Raw genomic sequence first — 19,829 nt, 5'->3', positions numbered from 1 at the left:
CGTTTCCGGCTCGACGACGAAGGCCCCACACCGCGCGGTGTGGGGCCTTCGTCGTACTCACGATGCCGCGTTGCCTGCCCCCGCCACGACTGCGCGGATCTCGTCGACGGCCTCCGGGTTCTCGGCACCCGACAGGTCCCCGGGATCGATGTCGAGCGCGGCGGCCCGCACCGCTCGGCGCAGGATCTTCGCCGACCGGGTCTTCGGCAGTCGCGACACCCGGTGAACAGCGCTCGGCGCGAACGGTTTCCCGAGTTCCGCGGCAACGCTGGCGACGAGTTCGGCCGAGATGTCCGTCGTGTCGGCGTCTGCGCGGGGAACCCAGAACGCCCAGACCGCCTCGCCCTTCTTCGGGTCGGGGACACCGACCGCCGCCGCCTCGGACACTGCCGGGTGCGCGGTCAGTACGGCCTCGACCTCCGCCGGGGCGAGACGCTTTCCCGCCACGTTCATGACGTCGTCCGATCGGCCGCGGATGTACCACTGACCGTCGTCGTCGACGAGGGCGTAGTCGCCGTGCCGCCACATGCCGGGGAACGTGGACCAATACGCCTCCAGGTAGCGTTCCTCGTCCTTCCACACCCCGCGCGTCATCGACGGCCACGGCTGCCTGCACACGAGTTCGCCCTGTTCGCCGCGCAGGGAGCGTCCCGCGTCGTCGACGACGTCGACGTCCATACCCAGGGACGGACCGCCCAGCGAGCAGCTGCGGATCGGCTCCACCGGATACGGGGCGAGGAACGAGCCGCCGACCTCGGTGCCGCCGGAGAAGTTGATGATCGGCACCCGGCCGCCGAACACGTCCCGTGCGAGCCACTCGTACGAGTCCGGGTCCCACGGCTCGCCGGTGGACCCGATCGTGTGCACCGAGGACAGGTCGTACCGTGCCGCGACGTCCGTGTCCCGTCCGCGCAGGGTACGGATCAGCGTCGGTGAGACACCGAGCATCGTCACCCGGTGACGCTGCGCGAGCTGCCACAACCTGTCGGTGTCCGGCACGTCGGGCGAACCTTCGTACAGCACCAGGGTTCCGCCGTTGGCGTGGGTACCGATGATCGACAGCGGGCCCATGATCCAGCCCATGTCGGTGATCCAGCAGAACACGCCGCCGGGCTTCAGGTCGAACGAGTACGCGACCTCGCTGGCCGTCTTCACGAGGAAACCGGCGTGCGTGTGGACCGCGCCCTTCGGCTTGCCGGTCGTACCGGACGTGTATGCCAGCGCGAACGGCTCACCCGCATCCATCGCCTCCACCGGGCCCGGATCACCGGCGTTGCCGAGGAGCTTGCCCCAGGAGATGTCGCGGTCGGTGGAATCGACCGGGACTCCGATGTTCTCGACCACGACGACCGACTGCACCGTCGGGCACGAGGCCAGCGCGTCGTCGAGGGCCGGTTTCATCGTGACGGACTTGCGTCGGCGGACCGTTCCGTCCGCAACGATCACCACCTTGGCGTCCGCGTCCTGGATGCGGGACGCGATCGCGCTCGGAGCGAACCCGGAGAACAACGGAACCAGCACCGCACCGAGCCGCGCAACGGCATATACCGACACGACCGCCTCGGGGATCATCGGCAGGTACAGGGCGACGGCGTCGCCCTTGCCGACGCCGAGTTCCCGCAGTCCGGCCGCAGCCCGCTCGACGTCCGCCGCAAGTTCGCGATACGAGAGGCTGCGGACCGTGCCGTCCTCGGCCTCGTGCGCGACGGCCGTCCGGTCCGCGACCGCGGGATCGGCGAGCCACCGCTCCAGGCACGCGTCGACGACGTTGGACGTGCCTCCGACGAACCACTCCGGGTACTCGATTCCGCGTGAGGTGTCGAGCACCTCGCGGTACGGCGACCGGAACGGCAGCTCGAGGTCGCGGACCACGGCGTCCCAGTACCACCGCACGTCGGCGACGGAGCGGGTGCGGAGTTCACCCAGGCCCGAGAGACCGTGGGCGCGGGCGAGCCGGGTGACGTTGGCGTTCTCGACGTACTCGTCGGTGGGGCGCCAGGTGTAGTCGGACACGGTCAGCTCCTCGGCATTTCGAGCATGCGCTCGGCGACGATGTTGCGCTGGATGAAGGTGGAACCGCCGGCGATGGCGGTGCCGCGGGCCTGATATGCGAGCCGTTGCCACCGCGCAGTCTTCTGCTGCTCGTCGTCGAGGGCGAATTGCCCGCCCACCGGTTCGAGGGACAGCCGGAAGTCGGCGAGTTCCTCGACGAGGGGGCAGAAGAACAGCTTGCCGATGGACGTGACCGGCCCCGGCGGGCCGTCGTTGGCCGCGAGGGTGATGACGCGCTGGCCGATGAGGTAGTGCACGAGGGCCCGCCCGTAGAGATCGGCGACCTTCTGCCGGATCACCGGGTCCTCGCCGAGGGGGCGACCCGCGTCGTCGGTCATTCCGGCGATGTCGGAGACGATGTCGTCGACGGCACGCTTGGTGTTGACGCGGCCCGTCGCGATCGCCACCCGCTCGTAGGCGAGCGTGCCCATCGCGACCTTCCAGCCGCCGTCGACCTCGCCGACGACGAGGTCGTCGGGGATGAACACGTCGTCGAGGAACACCTCGTTGAACTCCGCCTCGCCGAGCATGTGCGCGAGCGGTCGCACGGTGATTCCCTCACTGTCCATCGGGACGAGGAAGTACGTGATGCCCTTGTGTCGCGGACCACCACCGGTGCGGGCGAGCAGGATGGCGTGGGCGGCGATGTGCGCGCGGCTGGTCCAGATCTTCTGCCCGTTGACCTTCCAGCCCCCGTCCACCTTGGTGGCCTTGGTGCGGAGGGAGGCGAGGTCGGACCCGGCATCCGGCTCCGAGAACAGCTGGCACCAGATCTCTTCACCGGTCAGGATCGGGCGAAGGAACCGTTCCTTCTGCGCGGGTGTCCCGAAGTCGATGATTGTGGGGCCGGCGAAATCCTCACCGATGGTGTTGAGGCGCTCAGGTGCGCCCACCCGGTCCATCTCTTCAGTGAAGATGGCCTTGCGGATCGGGTCGGCCGCCTGGCCGCCGTACTCCTTCGGCCACGACATCCCGCCGTAGCCGGCGTCGAAGAGCAGCCGCTGCCACTGCTGCCAGAACGGCACCTTGTCGACCAGATCGACCGGTTCCGGCCACGGCAGCGTCGGGACCGCTTTTTCGGCCCACTCCCGGACTTCTGCGCGGAATGTGGCCTCGTCTGGGGAATCAGCGAGCTCCATTGCACCCTCCTCACGAATTTAGGCTCAATGATACTATAGGTCAGTCCAAAAAGGAGGCCTGGATGTCCGACCTACTCCCCGCCGGCGTCGTCGATCGCGTCGAATACGACGTCGAACGCGGCAAGATCCGCGAATTCACGCGCGCCACATTCACCACCGATCCCGTCCACACGGATCCGGCCGCCGCGCGCGACGCCGGCTTCCCCGATGCGCCGGCCACTCTCACGCACACGGTCGTGGCCGGACACCAGCGCGACCAGCGCGCATTCGTCGACTCGTTGGGCCTGGCCCTCGCGCGGGTGGTGGTCGGTTCGGTCACGTGGACGTACCTGCGACCGCTCACCGCCGGCGACCACGTGGTGGGCACCCGCCGCGTCGTGGCCGACGAGCAGCGAGAGGGCAAGCGCGGCGGGACGATGCGTGTCGTGACCCTCGAGACCGAGTACGTCGATGCCGACGGTGAAGCCGTGGTCCGGCTCGAGGAAGTCCTGATCGAACGAGGAGAGCAGCGATGAGAACACCGGCCAAGGTACGCGTCGGCGATTCCCCGGACCCCCGGGTGGTCGGCCCGGTCACCCAGACCGACATCGTGCGGTTCGCCGGGGCGGGAGGCGATTTCAACCCGCTGCACCACGACCCCGCATTCGTGGCCACGTCTGGTTTTCCGGGCGTCATCGCGATGGGCCAGATGCAGGCCGGAATCTTGGCCGGCTGGCTGTCCGACACGTTCGGTGTCGAGCATGTGCGCTCCTTCGGCGTCCGGTTCGTCGCTCCGGTCTTCCTCGGCGACACGCTGACCCTGGGCGGCACGGTGGTGTCGATCGACGAGACCGATGGCGAGTCGCTCGCAACGCTCGATCTCGTCGCCTCCGGAGACAAGGGCCCGGTGGTCACCGGATCGGCGACGGTCGTGGTGGCCTCGACCTGATCACCCTTCTCGAACAATACGAAAGGGGGCGAAGCCGATCGGCTTCGCCCCCTTTCCCGTTCGATCAGCTCACGGCCTGCGCCCGTTCCCGGTCGGCCTCGATCTTCGCCGCGATCTGGGCACGCAGCACGTTCTTCTGGATCTTGCCCGTGGCTGTCGTCGGCAGCGCTTCGACGATCTCCAGCCGCTCCGGAACCTTCTGAATCGCCACACCCTGCTCGAGCAGGTAGGTCTTGATCTTCTCGAGCGTGATGTCGCCGTACCCGGGCGAGGCGACGAGGTACAGGCACACCGCCTCTCCGAGTCGCTCGTCCGGCATCGCGACCGCCGCGACAGCGCGGACCGCGGGGTGCGCTGCGAGGAGGTCTTCGACCTGACGCACACTGATGTTCATGCCGCCGCGGATCACGATGTCCTTGGTGCGGCCGGTGACGCGCACGTAGCCGTCCTCGTCCATCCGGCCGAGATCCCCGGAGAGGGAGTATCCGTCGGGAGTGAACAGCTTGGCCGTCTCCTCGGGGTTGTGGAGATATCCGAGCATGTGCATGGCGCCCTTGTACGCGATGTCACCTTCCTCACCACGCGGAACCTCGTTACCGAGTTCGTCGACGATCTTCACCGACTGCATCGGCAGCGGACGACCGTCCGAGGTGAGCGACCGCTCGGGCTCGTCGTCGACCGTGCACATGGCGGTCGTGACATTCTCCGAGCGGCCGTACAGGCTGAGTACCTGCAGGCCGGGGAACAGGTCGGCCGCCTTTGTGACGATGCTGGCGGGGATCGGGGCGCCGGCCGCCACCCACAACCGCATGCTGCCGATGTCGTGCACGGCGGGGTCGTAGGCGTCCATCAGCATCTGCAGGAACGTCGTGGCACTCACCGCGATCGTGCAGCCGCGTTCCTTGATCTGTTCCATGCCGCGGGCCGGTTCCCACACCTCGATCAGATGCGACCCGGCCCCGTGCATGAGCGGCAGGATGATGCTGGTGACCAGGCCGGTGGTGTGCGTGATCGGCGAGGGTCCGAATTGCACGTCGTCGGGGGTGTAGGCGAACCCCTTGGCCAGCAGGCGAGATCCGCAGGCCATCGTGTTGAACGTGTGAATGCAGCCCTTGGGACGGGACGTGGTGCCGCTGCTGTAGACGATGACGAACGGCTCGTCCGGACCGACGCCGGGCCCGAGTTCGGCGATCGCCTCGTCGGGGCCGATGTCCGCGAACAGCGACTCGAACGAGACCGACCGGTTCGGGAGTTCGCCACTGCCGCGGACGACGACGACATCCTCGAGCGACTCGACGGCGCCGAGGATGCTCGTGTACATCTCGGCGTAATCGAACTTCTTGAAGTTCTGCGGCGTAATCGCCAGCCGCACACCGGCGTTACCGAGGATGTACTCGACGTCGTCGCGGCGGTAGATCGGCATGATCGGCACCAGGACGGCACCCAGTCGCGACAACGCGACGGAAATGACCGCGAATTCGATCCAGTTCGGAACCTGCACCGACACGCGGTCGCCGGCGGCGATGCCGTGACGCCGAAGGCCCACCGCAAGACTCAGCGCCTTGTCACGCAACTGCCGGAAGGTGATGTCACCGCTGGTGTCGTCGGTCAGGAAGACACGGTCGCCCCGCTCGGCGACCTGAACCTCGAGCAAGTCGAAGAAGGTGTCGCGGTGCCACTGCCCGGTGGCATAGAACTCTCGGATCTGTTCGTCCGAATAGCGATCGGTGACCGATGCGAACGCCATGGGAAGCCTTCCTCTGTGCGCAGATGTGGAGAGGGAAATAGAAACTCCGTGTTGGCCCTCACAATATAATGGTTAGACCGAAACTGCAACGAGTTCCCCGAACGGCGATCACCGCATGCTCCATACGGGAGAACGCTTTTCGCGAAACGCGGTGACGCCCTCGACGATATCCTCGGTCGTGAACGCGAGAGCGAGCTGGGACTGCAGTGCCGTGAGTGCATCCGGCAGCGACATGTCCCGGGTGTTGTTGATCGCCTCCTTGCCCAGACGCATGAGCAGCGGCGATTTGCCGGCGAGCCGCCGCGCCCACGCCCGGACCTCCGCCTCGAAGTCGTCGTCCGGGATCACCCGGTTCACGAGTCCCAGTTCGAGCGCCTCCGCGGCCGTGATGAGCTCGCCGTACATCATCAGCTCGTTGGCCTTCAGTCGCCCGACGTTCCGATAGATGAGGGCAGAGATCATGAACGGGAAGACACCGACGTTGATCTCCGGGCACCCGAACCGGACCGACTCCTTGGCGAGTACGAAATCGCACGCCAGCGCGAGACCGAACGCACCGGCCAGCACGTCGCCTCCTGCCGCACAGATCACCGGCTTCCCGAGACCGCCGATGAGCTGATACAGCCGCGGGAAGCGATCCAGACCGGCATATTTGACGATCGTGGGCGTCTCGCTCGCGAACGCCTTGAGGTCGCCGCCCGCCGAGAAGATCTTCTCGTGCGAGGACGCGAGCACGACGACCCGCACGTCGTCGTCTCCACGCGCACGTTCGAGTGCGGCGAGCAGCTCGTCGAGTACGTCGTCGGACAGCGCGTTGCGGGTTTCGGGGCGATCGAGAGTGAGGACGGCGATGTGCTCGTCGACGTCGTATCGCACAGGGTGCGCCATAATGCCGATCCTTTCAATTTTGGTCTTACCATTCGACCCTAGTACGACGACGGCATCCAGGACAAGAACCCGTTCGCATCTCTTTTCGCGGACTGCGTGACGTAATTGGACTGACCATATACATTAGAGTGAGGCCGCTGACGGTGCGCGAAAACGTCCCGAGCGACACCTCCTATACTGTGCGTTACGTCACAGGAATAGGCGACGGTGTCGTTGTCATCCGTGCGGCGGCCGCGGCGCGAGGAGTGGTGAGTGGTCATTTCGACGAGTTCGTTCGAGCTTGCCGAGCAGGCAGTCGCAGAGTTGCAGGAGCTTCTCGGAAGCGAACCGAACCTGATCCGGCTGGCAGACGGCGAGCCCGACCTGACGGTGATCCGTGCGTTCGCGGCCCGGAAGCTGCGTGAAGGTGTCGCCTCCCCCGAGCACACCCTGCGTCTCGCCGAACTCGTGACGCGACTCGACGCCGCGAGCCGCGACGACATCGCCCGCCGACTGCGCGTGCACAGTGCCCAGTTCGAGGCATTGCAGCGGGTCGTACGTGCGCTCGACACCGGCTCGGACCGCATCGCCGAACTCGTGACACAGGAACTCTGCACGAGCCTGGGGTACGGCAAGGCAATGTTCTCCGTGGTCCGCGGTTCCACCTGGTCTCCCGTAGCGCTGGCGGTCAACCCCGAACTGACGGGGGACTTCCACGAACTAGCCACGGCCATCGACGGACGCGAGATCTCGCTGCGCGACGCCCCCCGCGAGGCCGAACTCGTCCGGCGCCGCCGGCCCTACGCTGTGGACGCCGCCGACACCTACCGGCACACATACCGCCCACTCATCGATCTGTCGCGGCCCGCCGGATACATCGCGGTTCCCATCGTCGTCGACGCCCGCGCGGTGGCGATGATCCACGTCGACCGTCAGAGCGACAGCCTGTCCGACACCGACGTCCACATCGTCGGAGTGCTGGCGGGCGCGTGCGCCTCGTCGAAAGAACGCGCCGACCTGCGTCGGCAGATCCATACTCGCAACGAGCAGGTCGACGCCGAGATCCAGCGGCTCACGCAGGCACTGCGACACCTCGAGCAGCCCCTGACGATGCCGGAACTCGCCACGTTCGACCTCCCCCACGCCGGCGCGCAGAGTGGGGAGGACACGTCGCAGGCACCCGTCGTGCCGCGCGCGCACACCTTGACCGCTCGCGAGCGCGAGGTGCTCACGCTGATGGCAACGGGGGCGACCAACGCGGCCATCTCCCGTCGCCTGTGCATTTCCGACGGCACCGTCAAGTCCCATGTCCAGCGGATCTTCAAGAAACTCGGCGTCTCGACGCGGGCCGAGGTGGCGGCGCTGTGCGCCAACGCCAAGACGGTGTCCGGTGGCTGACGCGCCACACCCCGACGAGATCACCACGGACACCGAACTCGATCGCGCCATCGCTGAAGTCCTGACCGAGATGAGGGTGGCCGACCCGGCACGATCGACCGAACTCGGGAGACGCCTCGTCGACCTCCTCGACCGCAGAAACGCCGCCGACGCGAATCGGACTGCCGACATCGGCACGGTCGCGGCGGGCATCGATCGCGCGGTCCGCGCATTGGACGACGCCTCCTCGAGCGCGGAACTGATGCGCCGCGCGTGCGAACGCGTCGCGGAATTGTGCTCTGCGAAAAGGGTTGTCCTGTCCCGCCTCGACGGAGACCGGATCATTCCCGTGACCTGGTTCAGCGCAGACCCCGGCACGATGCCGTCACCGCCGGCCGAATTCGACATCGTGGACGGTTCACCGGAGGCCGAGGCGCTCGCGACGAATACGGTCAGCGTCGGCCCCGACGTCCCCGTCGCACTGCAGGAACTGCTTGGCCTAAACGGTTTCACCACCGCTCCGGTCGTGGTCGGCGGCGCCGCCGCCGCGCTCGTGCACGTCAGCTCCCCCTTGGACGACACTCGCCGTCGCGCACTGGGGGTATTCGTCGAAGTTCTCGGCGGGTGCTTCGAGCGAGTCGGCCTGGAATCGCGACGTGAACGTCAGAACGCGCTTCTGCACGACAGCGCCCGGCGATGGGCCGGCGACACCGAAGTCGACACGGCGCCTCCCCGCGGCGTGTCCGAACTTGCCCCGGCGCAGACCGACCCCGACGCCGCCGAGCAGCCCCTGCTCGACCCCCTGACCGACCGTGAAGCCGACGTCGCTCGATTGGTTCTCACCGGGGCGTCGAACTCGGCTATCGCCGAGGAACTGGTCATCACCGTAGACACGGTGAAATCCCACGTGAAACGCATCCTCCGGAAAACCGGCGCCACCAACCGCGCCGAACTGATCGCGAGGTATCAGTCCGGCACCCGGTGACGCGCGGGTGGAAACCCCCTCAGGCGTCCGTGGACGGCACGGTCACGGTGACGGTACCCACGTCAGGCGTGAGCACGAGCTGGCAGGCGAGACGCGAGCACGGCTGGACACCGTCGATGAACTCGAGGAGGTCCTGTTCCTCCAGCGTCGGCTCCCCGAACGCACCACTGGAATCGTCGTCCAGGTACACGTGGCAGGTGGCGCAGGAGCAGCTACCGCCGCATTCGGCGACGATGCCGGGGAGGTTGTTGCGAACCGACCCGTCCATCACGCTCTGGCCGGCGGGAACATCGACGGACGACGTCGAGCCGTCCGGGAGCTGGTACACGACGGTGGGCATGGCGATCTCCTTCTGGTTGACCGGTGAACATCTGCGCGGCCGTCATGCCGAAGCGAAAGGGTCCGGCCGCGTTCTCGGTACCGAAAATTGTGTCGCCGGTCACTGGCCGGGCACATCACCACTTCGGGTGATTACCCCCCTCCCGTGGGGTGAATCTTGCCCCGCCGACCGCGACATGCGCCGGGGTGACCCGCCACACATCCCCCGTTAGGTGGACAACTTTCGATCAATGGTGTGATGCCCCTCACTCCTGCGGCTGACAGGCTGGAGTCACTCCAGTCGGCGAGGGCGCCGCGACGTTCGGCGCCGCACCTCACTGAACCACGAAGGGGAATTTGATGAGCACCACAGAGCAGGTCACGGAACTGATTCCGGACGCCGTCGCCCGACAGATCGTTCTGCCCGAGGGACACCGGGACAACGACGCACTGTTCGACGCCTACCGCTGGCTGCGCGAGAACAATCCCCTCGGCCGTGCCGTGGTGGAGGGGTACGACCCCATCTGGCTGGTGAGCAAGCACGCCGACATCATGGAGATCGAGCGTCAGCCCGACATCTTCACCAGTGCGGGCGCCGAGGACAAGGGATCCGTCAACCCGATCCTGGCGAACCAGGCCGGCGACGCGTTCACCAAGAGCATCAACAACGGCAGCCTCCGCATTCTCGAGACTCTCACCTACCTCGACCCGCCGGAGCACACCGCGATCAAGGACATCGCGCTGGACTGGTTCCGGCCCACCAACCTCGCCCAGTGGGAGGCGACCATCCGCGACCTCGCGAAGGCCTCCGTCGCCCGGCTACTGAAGACGGACGGCCGGATCGACTTCGTGAAGGACTTCGCCCTCAACTACCCCCTGCACGTCATCATGAGCCTGTTCGGGGTGCCGGAATCGGACGAGCCCCGCATGATGTCTCTGACTCAGGAGTTCTTCGGCACGGCCGACCCCGATGCCGCGCGCGACGACGTCGAACCCCTCACCCCGGACGCCGCCGCGAAGCAGTGGGTGGCCACGATTCAGGACTTCTACGCCTACTTCGAACGGCTACTGCAGGACCGGCGGGCCAACCCCCGCGACGATCTCGCGACGATCATCTCGGTGGCACGCGACGAGAGCGGCGAGTACTACCCGAACGAAGTGGCCTACGGCTACTTCATCGCCATCGCCACCGCGGGTCACGACACCACCTCCAGCACCCTCGCCGGCGGCATGCTCGAACTCGGCCGCAACCCGGAACTCCTCGCGAAGGCCAAGGCTGATTTGGCGCTCGCCCCCCACATCGTCAACGAATCGCTGCGCTGGGCCTCCCCGGTGAAGCACTTCATGCGTCAGGCGACGCAGGACTACACGCTGCGCGGCCGCGACATCAAGAAGGGCGACCGCTTCATGCTGCTGTACCAGTCGGGCAACCGCGACGCGGACGTCATCCCGGACCCCGACACCTTCGACATCACCCGCAGGCCCAACAAGCACATCGCCTTCGGCTATGGCCCGCACATGTGCATCGGCCAGCACCTGGCGAAGCTCGAACTGCGGATCATGTTCGAGGAACTGCTCCCCCACATCGAGTCGCTCGAACTCGTCGACGACACGAAGATGATCCAGACCAATTTCGTCGGCGGGCTCAAGAACATGCCCGTCCAGATCGAGTTCACCCGGTAACACCATGGTCACGTCACATGCGTCACCCACCGTGGTGATCGTCGGGGCCGGGCATGCCGGCGGCACTCTCGCCGGCATGCTGCGGCAGCAGAAGTTCGACGGTCGCATCGTCCTGTGCGGGGACGAAACCCATCCGCCCTATCACCGCCCGCCGTTGTCGAAGAAGTACGCCGACGACGAGTTCGTACAGTGGCTCAAGCCGGAATCGTTCTACGCCGACAACCAGATCGACACGCTGCTCGGTGATCCGGTCACCCGCATCGACCGGGACGCGCGTACCGCGACGACGGCGTCCGGAACGGTGCTGGAGTACACGACACTCGTGCTCGCGACGGGTGCCGCTCCACGGACGCTCTCCCTCCCGGGAAGCGAGCTCGAGGGTGTGCTCAGCCTGCGCACCCTCGCCGACGCCACGACGCTCCGTGAGGCCGTGCACACCGGATCGGCGCTGGCGATCATCGGCGGTGGGTACGTGGGACTCGAGGTCGCGGCCTCGGCCCGCGCCCGCGGATGCGACGTCACGGTGATCGAACGGGAGGACCGGGTGCTGGCCCGGGTGGCGAGCCGGGAACTCTCGGCGGCGCTGACCGAATTCCACCGGAACCGCGGAACTCGCATCCTCACCGGGGCCGAGGTCCGCGGAATCACCGGCGCCGACGGCCGCGTGGCCGCGGTAGAACTCGGTGACGGAACCGAGATCGCCTGCGACCTCGTCCTGGTCGGGGTCGGTGCCATCCCCAACGACGCGCTGGCGCGCGAGTCCGGCCTCGAGTGCCTCGCCGGAATCGTGGTCGACGGGTCTGCCCACACGAGCGATCCGCATGTTCTCGCGATCGGGGACGTGACCTATCGACTGCACGACACGCTCGGGAAGATGGTGCGGCTGGAAAGCATTCCGAGTGCGGTCGAGCAGGCGAAGCAGGCGGCGGCGGTCATCATGGGAGCCCCCCTCCCACCGCACGAGGTGCCGTGGTTCTGGTCGGATCAGTTCGACCTGAAGATGAAGATGGCGGGGATGATCGGGCCGGACACGCAGGCGATCCTGCGCGGCGACGCCTCCGACACCTCGTTCGCACTGTTCCACCTCGACAGCGACGGGATACCGGTGGCCGTCGAGACCGTGAATGCCGCAGGCGAATTCATGGCCGGCAAGAAGTTCATCGGGAATCGCACCAAAGTCGACCGCACTGCCCTCGCCGATCCCGCGACGCCGTTGCGGGAAGCCGCTCTCTGAGCATTCGATCCACGCCGGTCCTTCCCGGACCGGCCCCCACAGACATGGAGTCATTGACGATGGAAGCACTCGCAGCAGTCGCGAGAGAACCCCACACCGAGTTCTCGCTCGAAACGATCACCATCGACGGACCGAAGGCCGGCGAGGTACTCGTCGAAATCGAAGCGGTCGGCATCTGCCACACCGACCTCGCCGCACGCGACGGCGCCCTCCCGACCGCGCTGCCCGCCGTCCTCGGCCACGAAGGCTGCGGCTTCGTCCGCGCAGTCGGCGACGGCGTCACGAAGGTCGCCGCCGGCGACCGCGTCGCCATCACGTTCAACAGTTGCGGAACCTGCCCCTCCTGCACCACCGGGGCACCGTCCTACTGTCACCAGTTCATGCACCTCGCCTACGACGGAGTCCGCGAAGACGGCACCGGTCCGCTGTCGACCACGGACGGCGAATCCCTGACCGGCCTGTTCTTCGGACAGTCCTCGTTCGCCACCTACAGCCTCGCGTTCGAACGCAACGTCGTGAAGGTTCCCGCCGACGTTCCCGCAGAACTCCTCGCACCGCTCGGCTGCGGCATCCAGACCGGCGCAGGCGCCGTCATGCGCTCCCTCGACTGCCGACCCGGATCCGCGATCCTCGTCGCCGGTGCCGGATCCGTCGGGCTGGCCGCCGTCATGGGCGCCGTCGTCCAGGGCTGCACCACGATCATCGCCGTCGAACCGCACCAGTCGCGGCGCGACCTCGCCCTCGAACTCGGCGCCACCCATGTCATCGACCCCGGGGCCGGGCCGCTCGCCGAGCAGGTCCGCGCGATCATCCCCGCCGGCGTCGACTACGCGATCGACACCTCCGGCATCCCGGCCGTCATCGAATCGCTCGTCGGCTCCATGACCTTCCACGGCAAGATCGGCCTCATCGGCGTGCCCGCCGACCCCGCAGCCTCGGTGCCGCTCAACATCATCAACTCCCTCGCCATGGGGCTGACGATCACCGGAATCATCGAGGGCGACAGCGTCCCCGACGAGTTCATCCCCGAACTCGTCGAGCTGTACAAGGCCGGGAAGTTCCCGCTCGACAAGCTCGTCACCACCTTCCCCTTCGCGAAGATCAACGACGCGATCGACGCCCAGCACCGCGGCGAAGTCCTCAAACCCGTGCTCCTGCACGACTGACGACCCCATTTTCCGAACCTTTCCGATAAGGACACCCCGATGACGATCGACTACCCCGATCTCTACATCCGCGGCGGATGGACCCGGCCCGCCGGCGACTCGACGATCCCGGTCATCTCCCCCACCACCGAGCAGCGCATCGGCTCCGTGCCGGAGGGCACCGAAACCGACATCGACGACGCCGTCGACGCCGCCCGCGCCGCACTCACCCAGTGGGGGTCGTGGACTGCGGCTCAGCGCGCCGAGGTACTGAACCGGTTCGCCGACGAACTCGAGTCCCGCGCCGAGGACACCTCCACCCGGGTCAGCAGCCAGAACGGCATGCCCATCACCCTCGCCCGGCAGTTCGAGGGCGGGTTCCCACCGGTCCTGCTGCGCTACTACGCCGACATGGCGGCGAACCAGGAAGACGAGATCCGGCCCGGCATGCTCGGCGGATCCACACTCGTCACCCGCTCCCCGATCGGCGTCGTCGGCGCCATCGTCCCGTGGAATGTGCCGCAGGCCATCACATTCCTCAAACTCGCCCCCGCCCTCGCCGCCGGTTGCACCGTCGTCCTCAAACCGTCCCCCGAAACCGTTCTCGACGCGTTCCTGATGGCCGAAGCCGCCATCGCCGCCGGACTCCCCGCCGGCGTGGTCAACATCGTCCCCGGTGGACGCGACCTCGGCGCGTATCTCGTGGCCCACCCCGGAATCGACAAGGTCTCCTTCACCGGCTCCACCGGTGCCGGACGCGCCATCGGCCGCACCTGCGGCGAACTGCTGCGCCCCGTCACCCTCGAACTCGGAGGAAAGTCCGCCGCCGTCGTCCTCGACGACGCCGACCTCGCCGCAAACATCGAGTCGTTCTACGCCGCCACCCTGCTCAACAACGGGCAGATCTGCTGGCTCGGCACCCGCGTCCTCGCGCCCCGCTCACGCTACGACGAGATCGTCGACACCATCACCGACCTCGCCAAGGGCCTGTCGGTCGGTGACCCGCTGTCCGACACCACCCAGATGGGACCGCTCGTCTCGTCCCGGCAACGCGACCGCGTGGAGGGATACATCGAGAAGGGCCGCTCGGACGGCGGACGCGTCACCACGGGCGGCCGCAGGCCCGCCGACGCCGAACACGGATGGTTCGTCGAACCCACCATCTTCGCCGACGTCGAGACCGGCCACACGATCGCACAGGAAGAAATCTTCGGACCCGTCCTGTCGGTCATCCCCTACACCGACGAGGCCGAAGCCATCACGATCGCCAACCACTCCGACTACGGACTCGGCGGCTCCATCTGGACCGCGGACCCCGAACGCGGCGCACAATTCGCCCGCAACGTCGCCAGCGGAACGGTCGGGATCAACGGCTACTCGAACGACCCCACGGCCCCCTTCGGCGGCATCAAGAACAGCGGCCTCGGCCGCGAGCTCGGACCCGAGGGCCTCGCGAGCTACCAGCAGCTCAAGAGCATCTACCTCGACGTTCGATGACCCCCTGGGTGCGGCCGTGCGACACCACGCACGGCCGCACCCACACCCAAACGAAAGAACGGAAGACGCCGGTGACCAACGAAGAACTCGCCATGCTCGAATTCGCGGTCAAATGGGCACCCTTCGGCGGCGGCGACGAACACATCCTGCCCGAATTCGGCGTGTTTCCGAACGTGTTCTACCGCCGCCTGCAACGTCTCCTCCGCCACCACCCCACCGTCAACGACAGCGTCCGGCTACGGCTCGACGAACTGTGCACGACGAAACTCACGCCCGCACGCCCCGGCAGGCGCAAGTCGCACGCGCGTGCGCGTGCGGTGCACTAGCGACATCACCCTCGACCGTCACCGCTCTGTGGGTTGAGCCGGCGCACTGGACATCGACCACCACGGTCACAGACCGAGGAGTGTGATGCTCTCCTCGCGCATGTCGACCTTGCGGATCTTGCCGGTGAAATCTTGTAGTGAGCGAGTTTGCCGGTCGCGAACCCGCGGACGGTGTCGGCGTCGAGCGGGGTGCGCCCGGGTTTCATCCGGATCCATGCGCAGAGCTCTTCGCCGTAGCGGTCATCGGGCATCACCCACCGTGCCAAGACCGCGCAGGGGAATTTCTATCGGCACTTCACCGACCTGGACGACGTGTTCCTCGCCGCCATGCACACCGGGCTGCAGGAGTTGTCGGAGGCCACCAGCCGCAAGACGCCCACCAGCGGGGAACTCGAAGCTCTGCCGGAAGTCGACGCTGGGATCGACGCCCCCTACTCCTGCCGCGAAGGCGAATGCGGATCCTGCGCCTGCACCCTCCTGGAGGGGACGGTCGATCCCGGAGTCATCGACGCCCTCGATCCCGACGACTACATCCTCGGCTGCCCGGCGAAGCCGACCAGCCCGACACTGAGGGTCGAATTCTGACCCTCCGATCGCCGCGGAACGAACCTCTACCAGAACACTTCGATATCTCGGCGTGCCCTGATGTGCTCGCGTTCGGTACGCGCCCGAGTGCTGCGCCGACTGCCCGTAGGAGGCAACTATGCCCACGCTCATGCTCCACGCCGTCATCGCATTGCTCCGCCTCCTTCACGGAGGCAGGTTGACGATCAGCTTCCGCGAGATGGTCCAGGAGATCGCGTACGTCCGGGCCCAGATGCGTTGGCTCCAGATGTGCACCTTCGAGTCGGCGCAACCGGGCCACACTGTGCCCTCGTCGCATCCGCCAACGGTGCCTGACCGAAGTGACGAGGAAGAGCGTGCGGGAGCAGCCTTTTAGAGCCGGGACTGCTCGTGGCGAGAGGCATGGTCGGTGCCGTCGTAAGCGATCTCGACGTTGTTCCCTCCGCCCAGTCGGCGACTCGGCAAACTTACGCGCGGTCAGGTGCGGCGAGTAGTTGTCGCACACGATCGCCGGCTGAACGTCCGTCGGGTACAGGCTCCTGGCGCACCATGCGCGGAAGCGGCGCCCAATCGGAGGCGAAGGCGCGGCGGGTGCCCGCCGAGTGTGACGCCTCGAGCGCCCCGGCGATGTGGGCCACCGTCTGTTCCGACAACTCGGGGCCGCGCCCCACCCACGGTCGGGACTCACTCCTGCCGGTACGCCGGCGGTCGGTCACCGACATCACCGGTGCCACGCCGGTGTCAGTGGCGAGAGCGGGACTGTTCGTCGGTGTGCATCGCCAGGACGGCAGCGAACGCGGTGATCAGCAAACCCAGTAGGAGCAGCACATTCATCGTGTTCCCTCTCGTGACGTCAGCGCGCACCCGTCCGGCTGACTGGTCGACGGTCGTCGGCGAACATGGCCTCGATCCTCGCTTTGATCTCCGCGGTGCTCATCGCGCCGCTGCGCCGCACCGGCGGCCGCGAGGTGATCGAAGACGCCGGAATCATCGAGGCGGTGGTCATGCGCGCCCTACCTTTCATCGTGTCCGCGGACCCGGCACACCAGGTTGGTGTGCACCACCGTCACAGTGATGTGATCCGCTTCACATTTTCTGCCTCCAATGTTGTACATCACTCACACCGTTGACGCCAACTCTTCCCTGCCGCAGCACGGTTGACGCTCTCCGCGACTCCGGGCCGCGGCGTGGTCGCGGGCGGCACGGCCGCACAACCATGGCAACTTGTCGGTTATCGCGATGCGCTAGTAAATAGGGCGTGACTACTGATCAGGTGTTCGGTGGGGAACCGCAGCGGGTGGGCAGCTTCCGGTTCCTCCTCGACGGGCAGCGGTGGGAATGGTCCGATGCCGTCGCCCGGATGCACGGCTACCAACCCGGCGAAATCGTCCCCACCACCGCTTTGCTGCTCTCCCACAAGCATCCCGAGGACCACCCGCACGTCGCGCGGGTTCTGGACCGGATGATCAACGCGGCCGAGCCGTTCAGCAGCAAACACCGCATCGTCGACACCGCCGGCCAGGTCCACCAGGTCGTCGTCGTGGGTGACCGACTGTGCGACGACACCGGGGCCGTGATCGGGACGACCGGGTTCTACATCGACCTCACCGACTCCAACCGCGACGAGGTGAAGGAGTCCGTCGACGAGGCGGTCGCCGAACTCGCGCAGTCCCGGGCGATCATCGAGCAGGCCAAGGGTGCGCTGATGCTGGTCTACGGCATCCCGCCGACCGGGCATTCGACATCCTCATCTGGCGCTCCCAAGAGACCAACACCCGGCTCCGCATCCTCGCGGAACTGCTCGTCGCCGGATTCGGCCAGTGCGACACCGGCGCGAGTCTGCGCACCCAGTTCGATCACCTGCTGCTCACCGCCCACGAGGGCGCCCGGCATCCGGCGTAGGTCCTAGTCCGGGGGCGGTCAGTCCCGAGGACCGAAACGCCGGGTCGAGCACACGTGCATCAGGCACCCTGTCGTGTCAGCCGCCATCCACGATGGGCGTCTGTGTAACCGGCGGCCGCACCGAGTACAGCACTTCGCGAACGGCCGCCGTGCTGTGACCGGGCAATAGGTGAACACACCCGACCCCATCCACGACTCCATGGCCATCCATCCAGAGCCGTGCGTCGGCGCGTGTTGCCTCAGTTTGTCGGTGAACCATTCGCCGATAATTGCGTGCTTTTCGGCGGTGTGATTATAGATGCAGTGGTCCCCGTCAGACCATTCGCGCCAGGTCTTGTCCACGCTGGCCGCAGCGTCATAGAGGGCCCAAGCGTTTTCGACCAGGAAGACCTGATCGGGTGTGCCGTGGAGTACGAGCAGCGGACAACGAAGCCGCTCGAGTTCGGTGGGGCCGATCGTTGCATCTTCCATCGCTCGCATCGCCTCACCCGGATCATCGATCCCATAGACGGCTTGAAGTTTGGTTTCGAAGCGTGGGTACCGCTCGGGAAGCTCCACCGGCCGGACGGTGCCGCCGTTGACGCAGCACGCCCATATTCAGGGATCCGCCGCAGCGGTGGCCGCAGCAAGAGAACCACCCATGCTGTTGCCCCACACCCGATTTGATTAGACACGCGAGGATCAGCCAGCAGATAGTCCACGACAACCGAGAACGCTTCGGCCGGATTCGAGCCCATGTGCAGTCCTCCGAAGATCCGGGTTTCGCCCTGTCCGGGACCGTCGACGAGCAGGCAGGAAAGTCCACGGACCAGCAGTTGTTCGGCTCCTTTGGCATATTCCTCGCGCCAGCCATCGAAGCCACCGGTCACGATGACCACTGGCGGAGGCTCGATGACGTTGGACGGCATGAGTAGCCAGCCGCTCAATGCGGAACCTTCGAACGGGATCTGGACGTGCTCCCACCTCGGAGTCGCGAGGCGGCCGGCGGCGCCGAAGGTGTCGATCAGCTTCCGATACATTCGGCGCTTCTGTGTGTCCGTGTCGGCGAGCGGGACCTGCCCGGCTCGATAACACGCCGACGCGAACAGGTACCACTGGTGCGCGGTGTGGGTATGCCCGTCGGCTAGTGCCCGCTTCGCGCGGTCGCGGTCCTCCGGGGTACATCGGGCTCGTATCGCGCCGGGACAGGCACAATTCACTCGTATCTACCTTCGAACGCCTCGTGATCGAGGTCGCCAACGAAGTCCGCTCACATCGAGTTGTGTAACTCAGGAAGTGAGACAGGCGAAGAAGTCGACAGCGAGACCGTGAACTCGTCGACCCGGGACGATAACGAAGCCAGCGGTGGATCGCTCGACAGACGGGTACCGTCGGGTCCCCCCGAGCCGGCCGAGTACGTCATTCTCGCCCCGACCAACCTCGAAGACAACCGGTTCGCCGCTGACCAACAGGTCGGCCTCCAAGACGCGAAAGGTCAACGACTTTGTGACGCGCTCCCAGCGCTGAGAGAGTTGTCACTTGCGGGGCACTTCCGGTCCGATCGAGAATCCCGCAACATTGGCACACCGCGGACGTGTACGCATGCGGTCCAACCTCGATGCTCGATCACCTCGAGGCGGTGGCCGCCAACCAAACAATCGTGGAAGCACTCGACGAAGCCGGCGTTGCGACTGCGACGTCTTGCCTCGAAGGCACATGTGGAACATGCGAAACCCGAGTACTCGAAGGGTGCCCCTCTCACCGCGACGCGGTGTTATCAGCCGTCGAGCGCCAAGAGACCGCTCATCAACTTCGCATTTGTGCTATCCGACTTCACACTCAGTCGATGACAGTGACCTGACCCACTGAATAGTCTCGTCAGTGACGCCAGTCGCCCAGGCACTCGCGGTCCGGCTGCCCCCACCAAAGGTGAGCGCAGACGCTCAACGCGATACACCAGCCCGGGACAACTGCCACCGATCGAAAAACCAGCCCCCATCCGGGTACCCACCCCGAGGAGAACACCATGGCCTACGTCGAAGGTTCCCACCACGTCACCCTCTCCGTCGGATCGGCGCAAGAAGAC

The 19,829-nt window shown here is 66.5% G+C and carries 17 protein-coding genes and 3 pseudogenes; 13 read left to right on the top strand and 7 right to left on the bottom strand.

Annotated features, from left to right (window positions below):
- Positions 1–57 precede the first annotated feature (57 nt).
- Positions 58–2,013, bottom strand: a complete 1,956-nt coding sequence (locus CA951_RS32260) for an AMP-binding protein (protein WP_087560741.1) — start codon at positions 2,011–2,013, stop codon at positions 58–60.
- Positions 2,014–2,015: 2 nt separating this feature from the next.
- Positions 2,016–3,191, bottom strand: a complete 1,176-nt coding sequence (locus CA951_RS32255; RefSeq protein ID WP_087560740.1) for an acyl-CoA dehydrogenase family protein — start codon at positions 3,189–3,191, stop codon at positions 2,016–2,018.
- 62 nt (positions 3,192–3,253) lie between these two features.
- Between CA951_RS32255 and CA951_RS32250 the strand changes: the two genes are divergently transcribed.
- Positions 3,254–3,706 (top strand): MaoC family dehydratase N-terminal domain-containing protein, encoded by a 453-nt coding sequence (locus tag CA951_RS32250; RefSeq protein ID WP_087560739.1) that lies wholly within the window; start codon positions 3,254–3,256, stop codon positions 3,704–3,706.
- Entirely contained in the window at positions 3,703–4,119 is a 417-nt protein-coding gene (locus CA951_RS32245) for a MaoC/PaaZ C-terminal domain-containing protein (RefSeq protein WP_087560738.1), read from the top strand. The genes CA951_RS32250 and CA951_RS32245 overlap by 4 nt, the downstream gene beginning before the upstream one ends.
- A gap of 64 nt (positions 4,120–4,183) precedes the next feature.
- On the opposite strand, the gene CA951_RS32240 is transcribed toward CA951_RS32245, so the two are convergent.
- Together CA951_RS32240 and CA951_RS32235 are read right to left on the bottom strand one after the other, a co-directional pair.
- Positions 4,184–5,866 (bottom strand): AMP-binding protein, encoded by a 1,683-nt coding sequence (locus CA951_RS32240; RefSeq protein WP_087560737.1) that lies wholly within the window; start codon positions 5,864–5,866, stop codon positions 4,184–4,186.
- Between the two features lie 108 nt (positions 5,867–5,974).
- Complete coding sequence (locus tag CA951_RS32235; protein WP_087560736.1) at positions 5,975–6,754, bottom strand: enoyl-CoA hydratase/isomerase family protein; 780 nt, start codon at positions 6,752–6,754, stop codon at positions 5,975–5,977.
- Positions 6,755–7,006: 252 nt separating this feature from the next.
- On the opposite strand from CA951_RS32235, the gene CA951_RS32230 reads away from it, so the two are divergent.
- A complete protein-coding gene (locus CA951_RS32230; protein ID WP_087560735.1) occupies positions 7,007–8,131 on the top strand; it encodes a helix-turn-helix transcriptional regulator in 1,125 nt (374 codons plus the stop codon).
- Positions 8,124–9,095 carry a LuxR family transcriptional regulator gene (locus CA951_RS32225; RefSeq protein ID WP_256974181.1) on the top strand — a complete coding sequence of 324 codons (972 nt, stop codon included), beginning with the start codon at positions 8,124–8,126 and terminating at the stop codon, positions 9,093–9,095. The genes CA951_RS32230 and CA951_RS32225 overlap by 8 nt, the downstream gene beginning before the upstream one ends.
- A gap of 19 nt (positions 9,096–9,114) precedes the next feature.
- Here CA951_RS32225 and CA951_RS32220 read toward each other — a convergent pair whose 3' ends face one another.
- The gene (locus CA951_RS32220) at positions 9,115–9,435 is read right to left on the bottom strand and encodes a 2Fe-2S iron-sulfur cluster-binding protein (protein ID WP_087560733.1); all 321 of its coding nucleotides are present in this window, start codon (positions 9,433–9,435) and stop codon (positions 9,115–9,117) included.
- A 338-nt stretch (positions 9,436–9,773) separates the two neighbouring features.
- Between CA951_RS32220 and CA951_RS32215 the strand changes: the two genes are divergently transcribed.
- The 5 genes from CA951_RS32215 to CA951_RS32195 all read left to right on the top strand — a co-directional run bounded on the left by CA951_RS32215 (position 9,774) and on the right by CA951_RS32195 (position 15,298).
- Positions 9,774–11,096: a cytochrome P450 gene (locus tag CA951_RS32215; RefSeq protein ID WP_087560732.1), complete on the top strand. Its 1,323-nt coding sequence runs from the start codon at positions 9,774–9,776 to the stop codon at positions 11,094–11,096.
- 4 nt (positions 11,097–11,100) lie between these two features.
- Positions 11,101–12,330, top strand: a complete 1,230-nt coding sequence (locus tag CA951_RS32210; RefSeq protein ID WP_087560731.1) for an NAD(P)/FAD-dependent oxidoreductase — start codon at positions 11,101–11,103, stop codon at positions 12,328–12,330.
- A 59-nt stretch (positions 12,331–12,389) separates the two neighbouring features.
- Positions 12,390–13,496 (top strand): NAD(P)-dependent alcohol dehydrogenase, encoded by a 1,107-nt coding sequence (locus CA951_RS32205; protein ID WP_087560730.1) that lies wholly within the window; start codon positions 12,390–12,392, stop codon positions 13,494–13,496.
- 39 nt (positions 13,497–13,535) lie between these two features.
- Positions 13,536–14,972, top strand: coding sequence for an aldehyde dehydrogenase (locus CA951_RS32200; RefSeq protein WP_087560729.1), 1,437 nt, complete (start codon positions 13,536–13,538; stop codon positions 14,970–14,972).
- A 71-nt stretch (positions 14,973–15,043) separates the two neighbouring features.
- Positions 15,044–15,298 carry a hypothetical protein gene (locus CA951_RS32195; protein WP_087560820.1) on the top strand — a complete coding sequence of 85 codons (255 nt, stop codon included), beginning with the start codon at positions 15,044–15,046 and terminating at the stop codon, positions 15,296–15,298.
- A gap of 66 nt (positions 15,299–15,364) precedes the next feature.
- Here the strand turns inward: CA951_RS32195 and CA951_RS44605 are convergent.
- A pseudogene (locus CA951_RS44605) lies at positions 15,365–15,549 on the bottom strand (AMP-binding protein); the annotation flags it as partial.
- 91 nt (positions 15,550–15,640) lie between these two features.
- Here CA951_RS44605 and CA951_RS32185 point away from each other — a divergent pair.
- The 3 genes and pseudogenes from CA951_RS32185 to CA951_RS32170 all read left to right on the top strand — a co-directional run.
- Positions 15,641–15,883, top strand: a pseudogene (locus CA951_RS32185) (2Fe-2S iron-sulfur cluster-binding protein); the annotation flags it as partial.
- A gap of 878 nt (positions 15,884–16,761) precedes the next feature.
- A complete protein-coding gene (locus CA951_RS43605) occupies positions 16,762–16,992 on the top strand; it encodes a hypothetical protein (RefSeq protein WP_179220391.1) in 231 nt (76 codons plus the stop codon).
- A gap of 128 nt (positions 16,993–17,120) precedes the next feature.
- Positions 17,121–17,764 (top strand): annotated as a pseudogene (locus CA951_RS32170) (PAS and ANTAR domain-containing protein).
- A gap of 18 nt (positions 17,765–17,782) precedes the next feature.
- Here the strand turns inward: CA951_RS32170 and CA951_RS43600 are convergent.
- A complete protein-coding gene (locus tag CA951_RS43600) occupies positions 17,783–18,322 on the bottom strand; it encodes a S9 family peptidase (protein WP_179220390.1) in 540 nt (179 codons plus the stop codon).
- A gap of 1,039 nt (positions 18,323–19,361) precedes the next feature.
- Here CA951_RS43600 and CA951_RS45245 point away from each other — a divergent pair.
- A complete protein-coding gene (locus CA951_RS45245; RefSeq protein ID WP_087560725.1) occupies positions 19,362–19,604 on the top strand; it encodes a 2Fe-2S iron-sulfur cluster binding domain-containing protein in 243 nt (80 codons plus the stop codon).
- Positions 19,605–19,829 lie beyond the last annotated feature (225 nt).

This window comes from Rhodococcus sp. NCIMB 12038 (genome assembly GCF_002165735.1).
In the GTDB taxonomy this organism is placed as follows: Bacteria; Actinomycetota; Actinomycetes; order Mycobacteriales; family Mycobacteriaceae; genus Rhodococcus_F.
The sequence above is the reverse complement of the archived record's forward strand: the minus strand, read 5'-3'. Positions and strand labels throughout refer to the sequence as shown.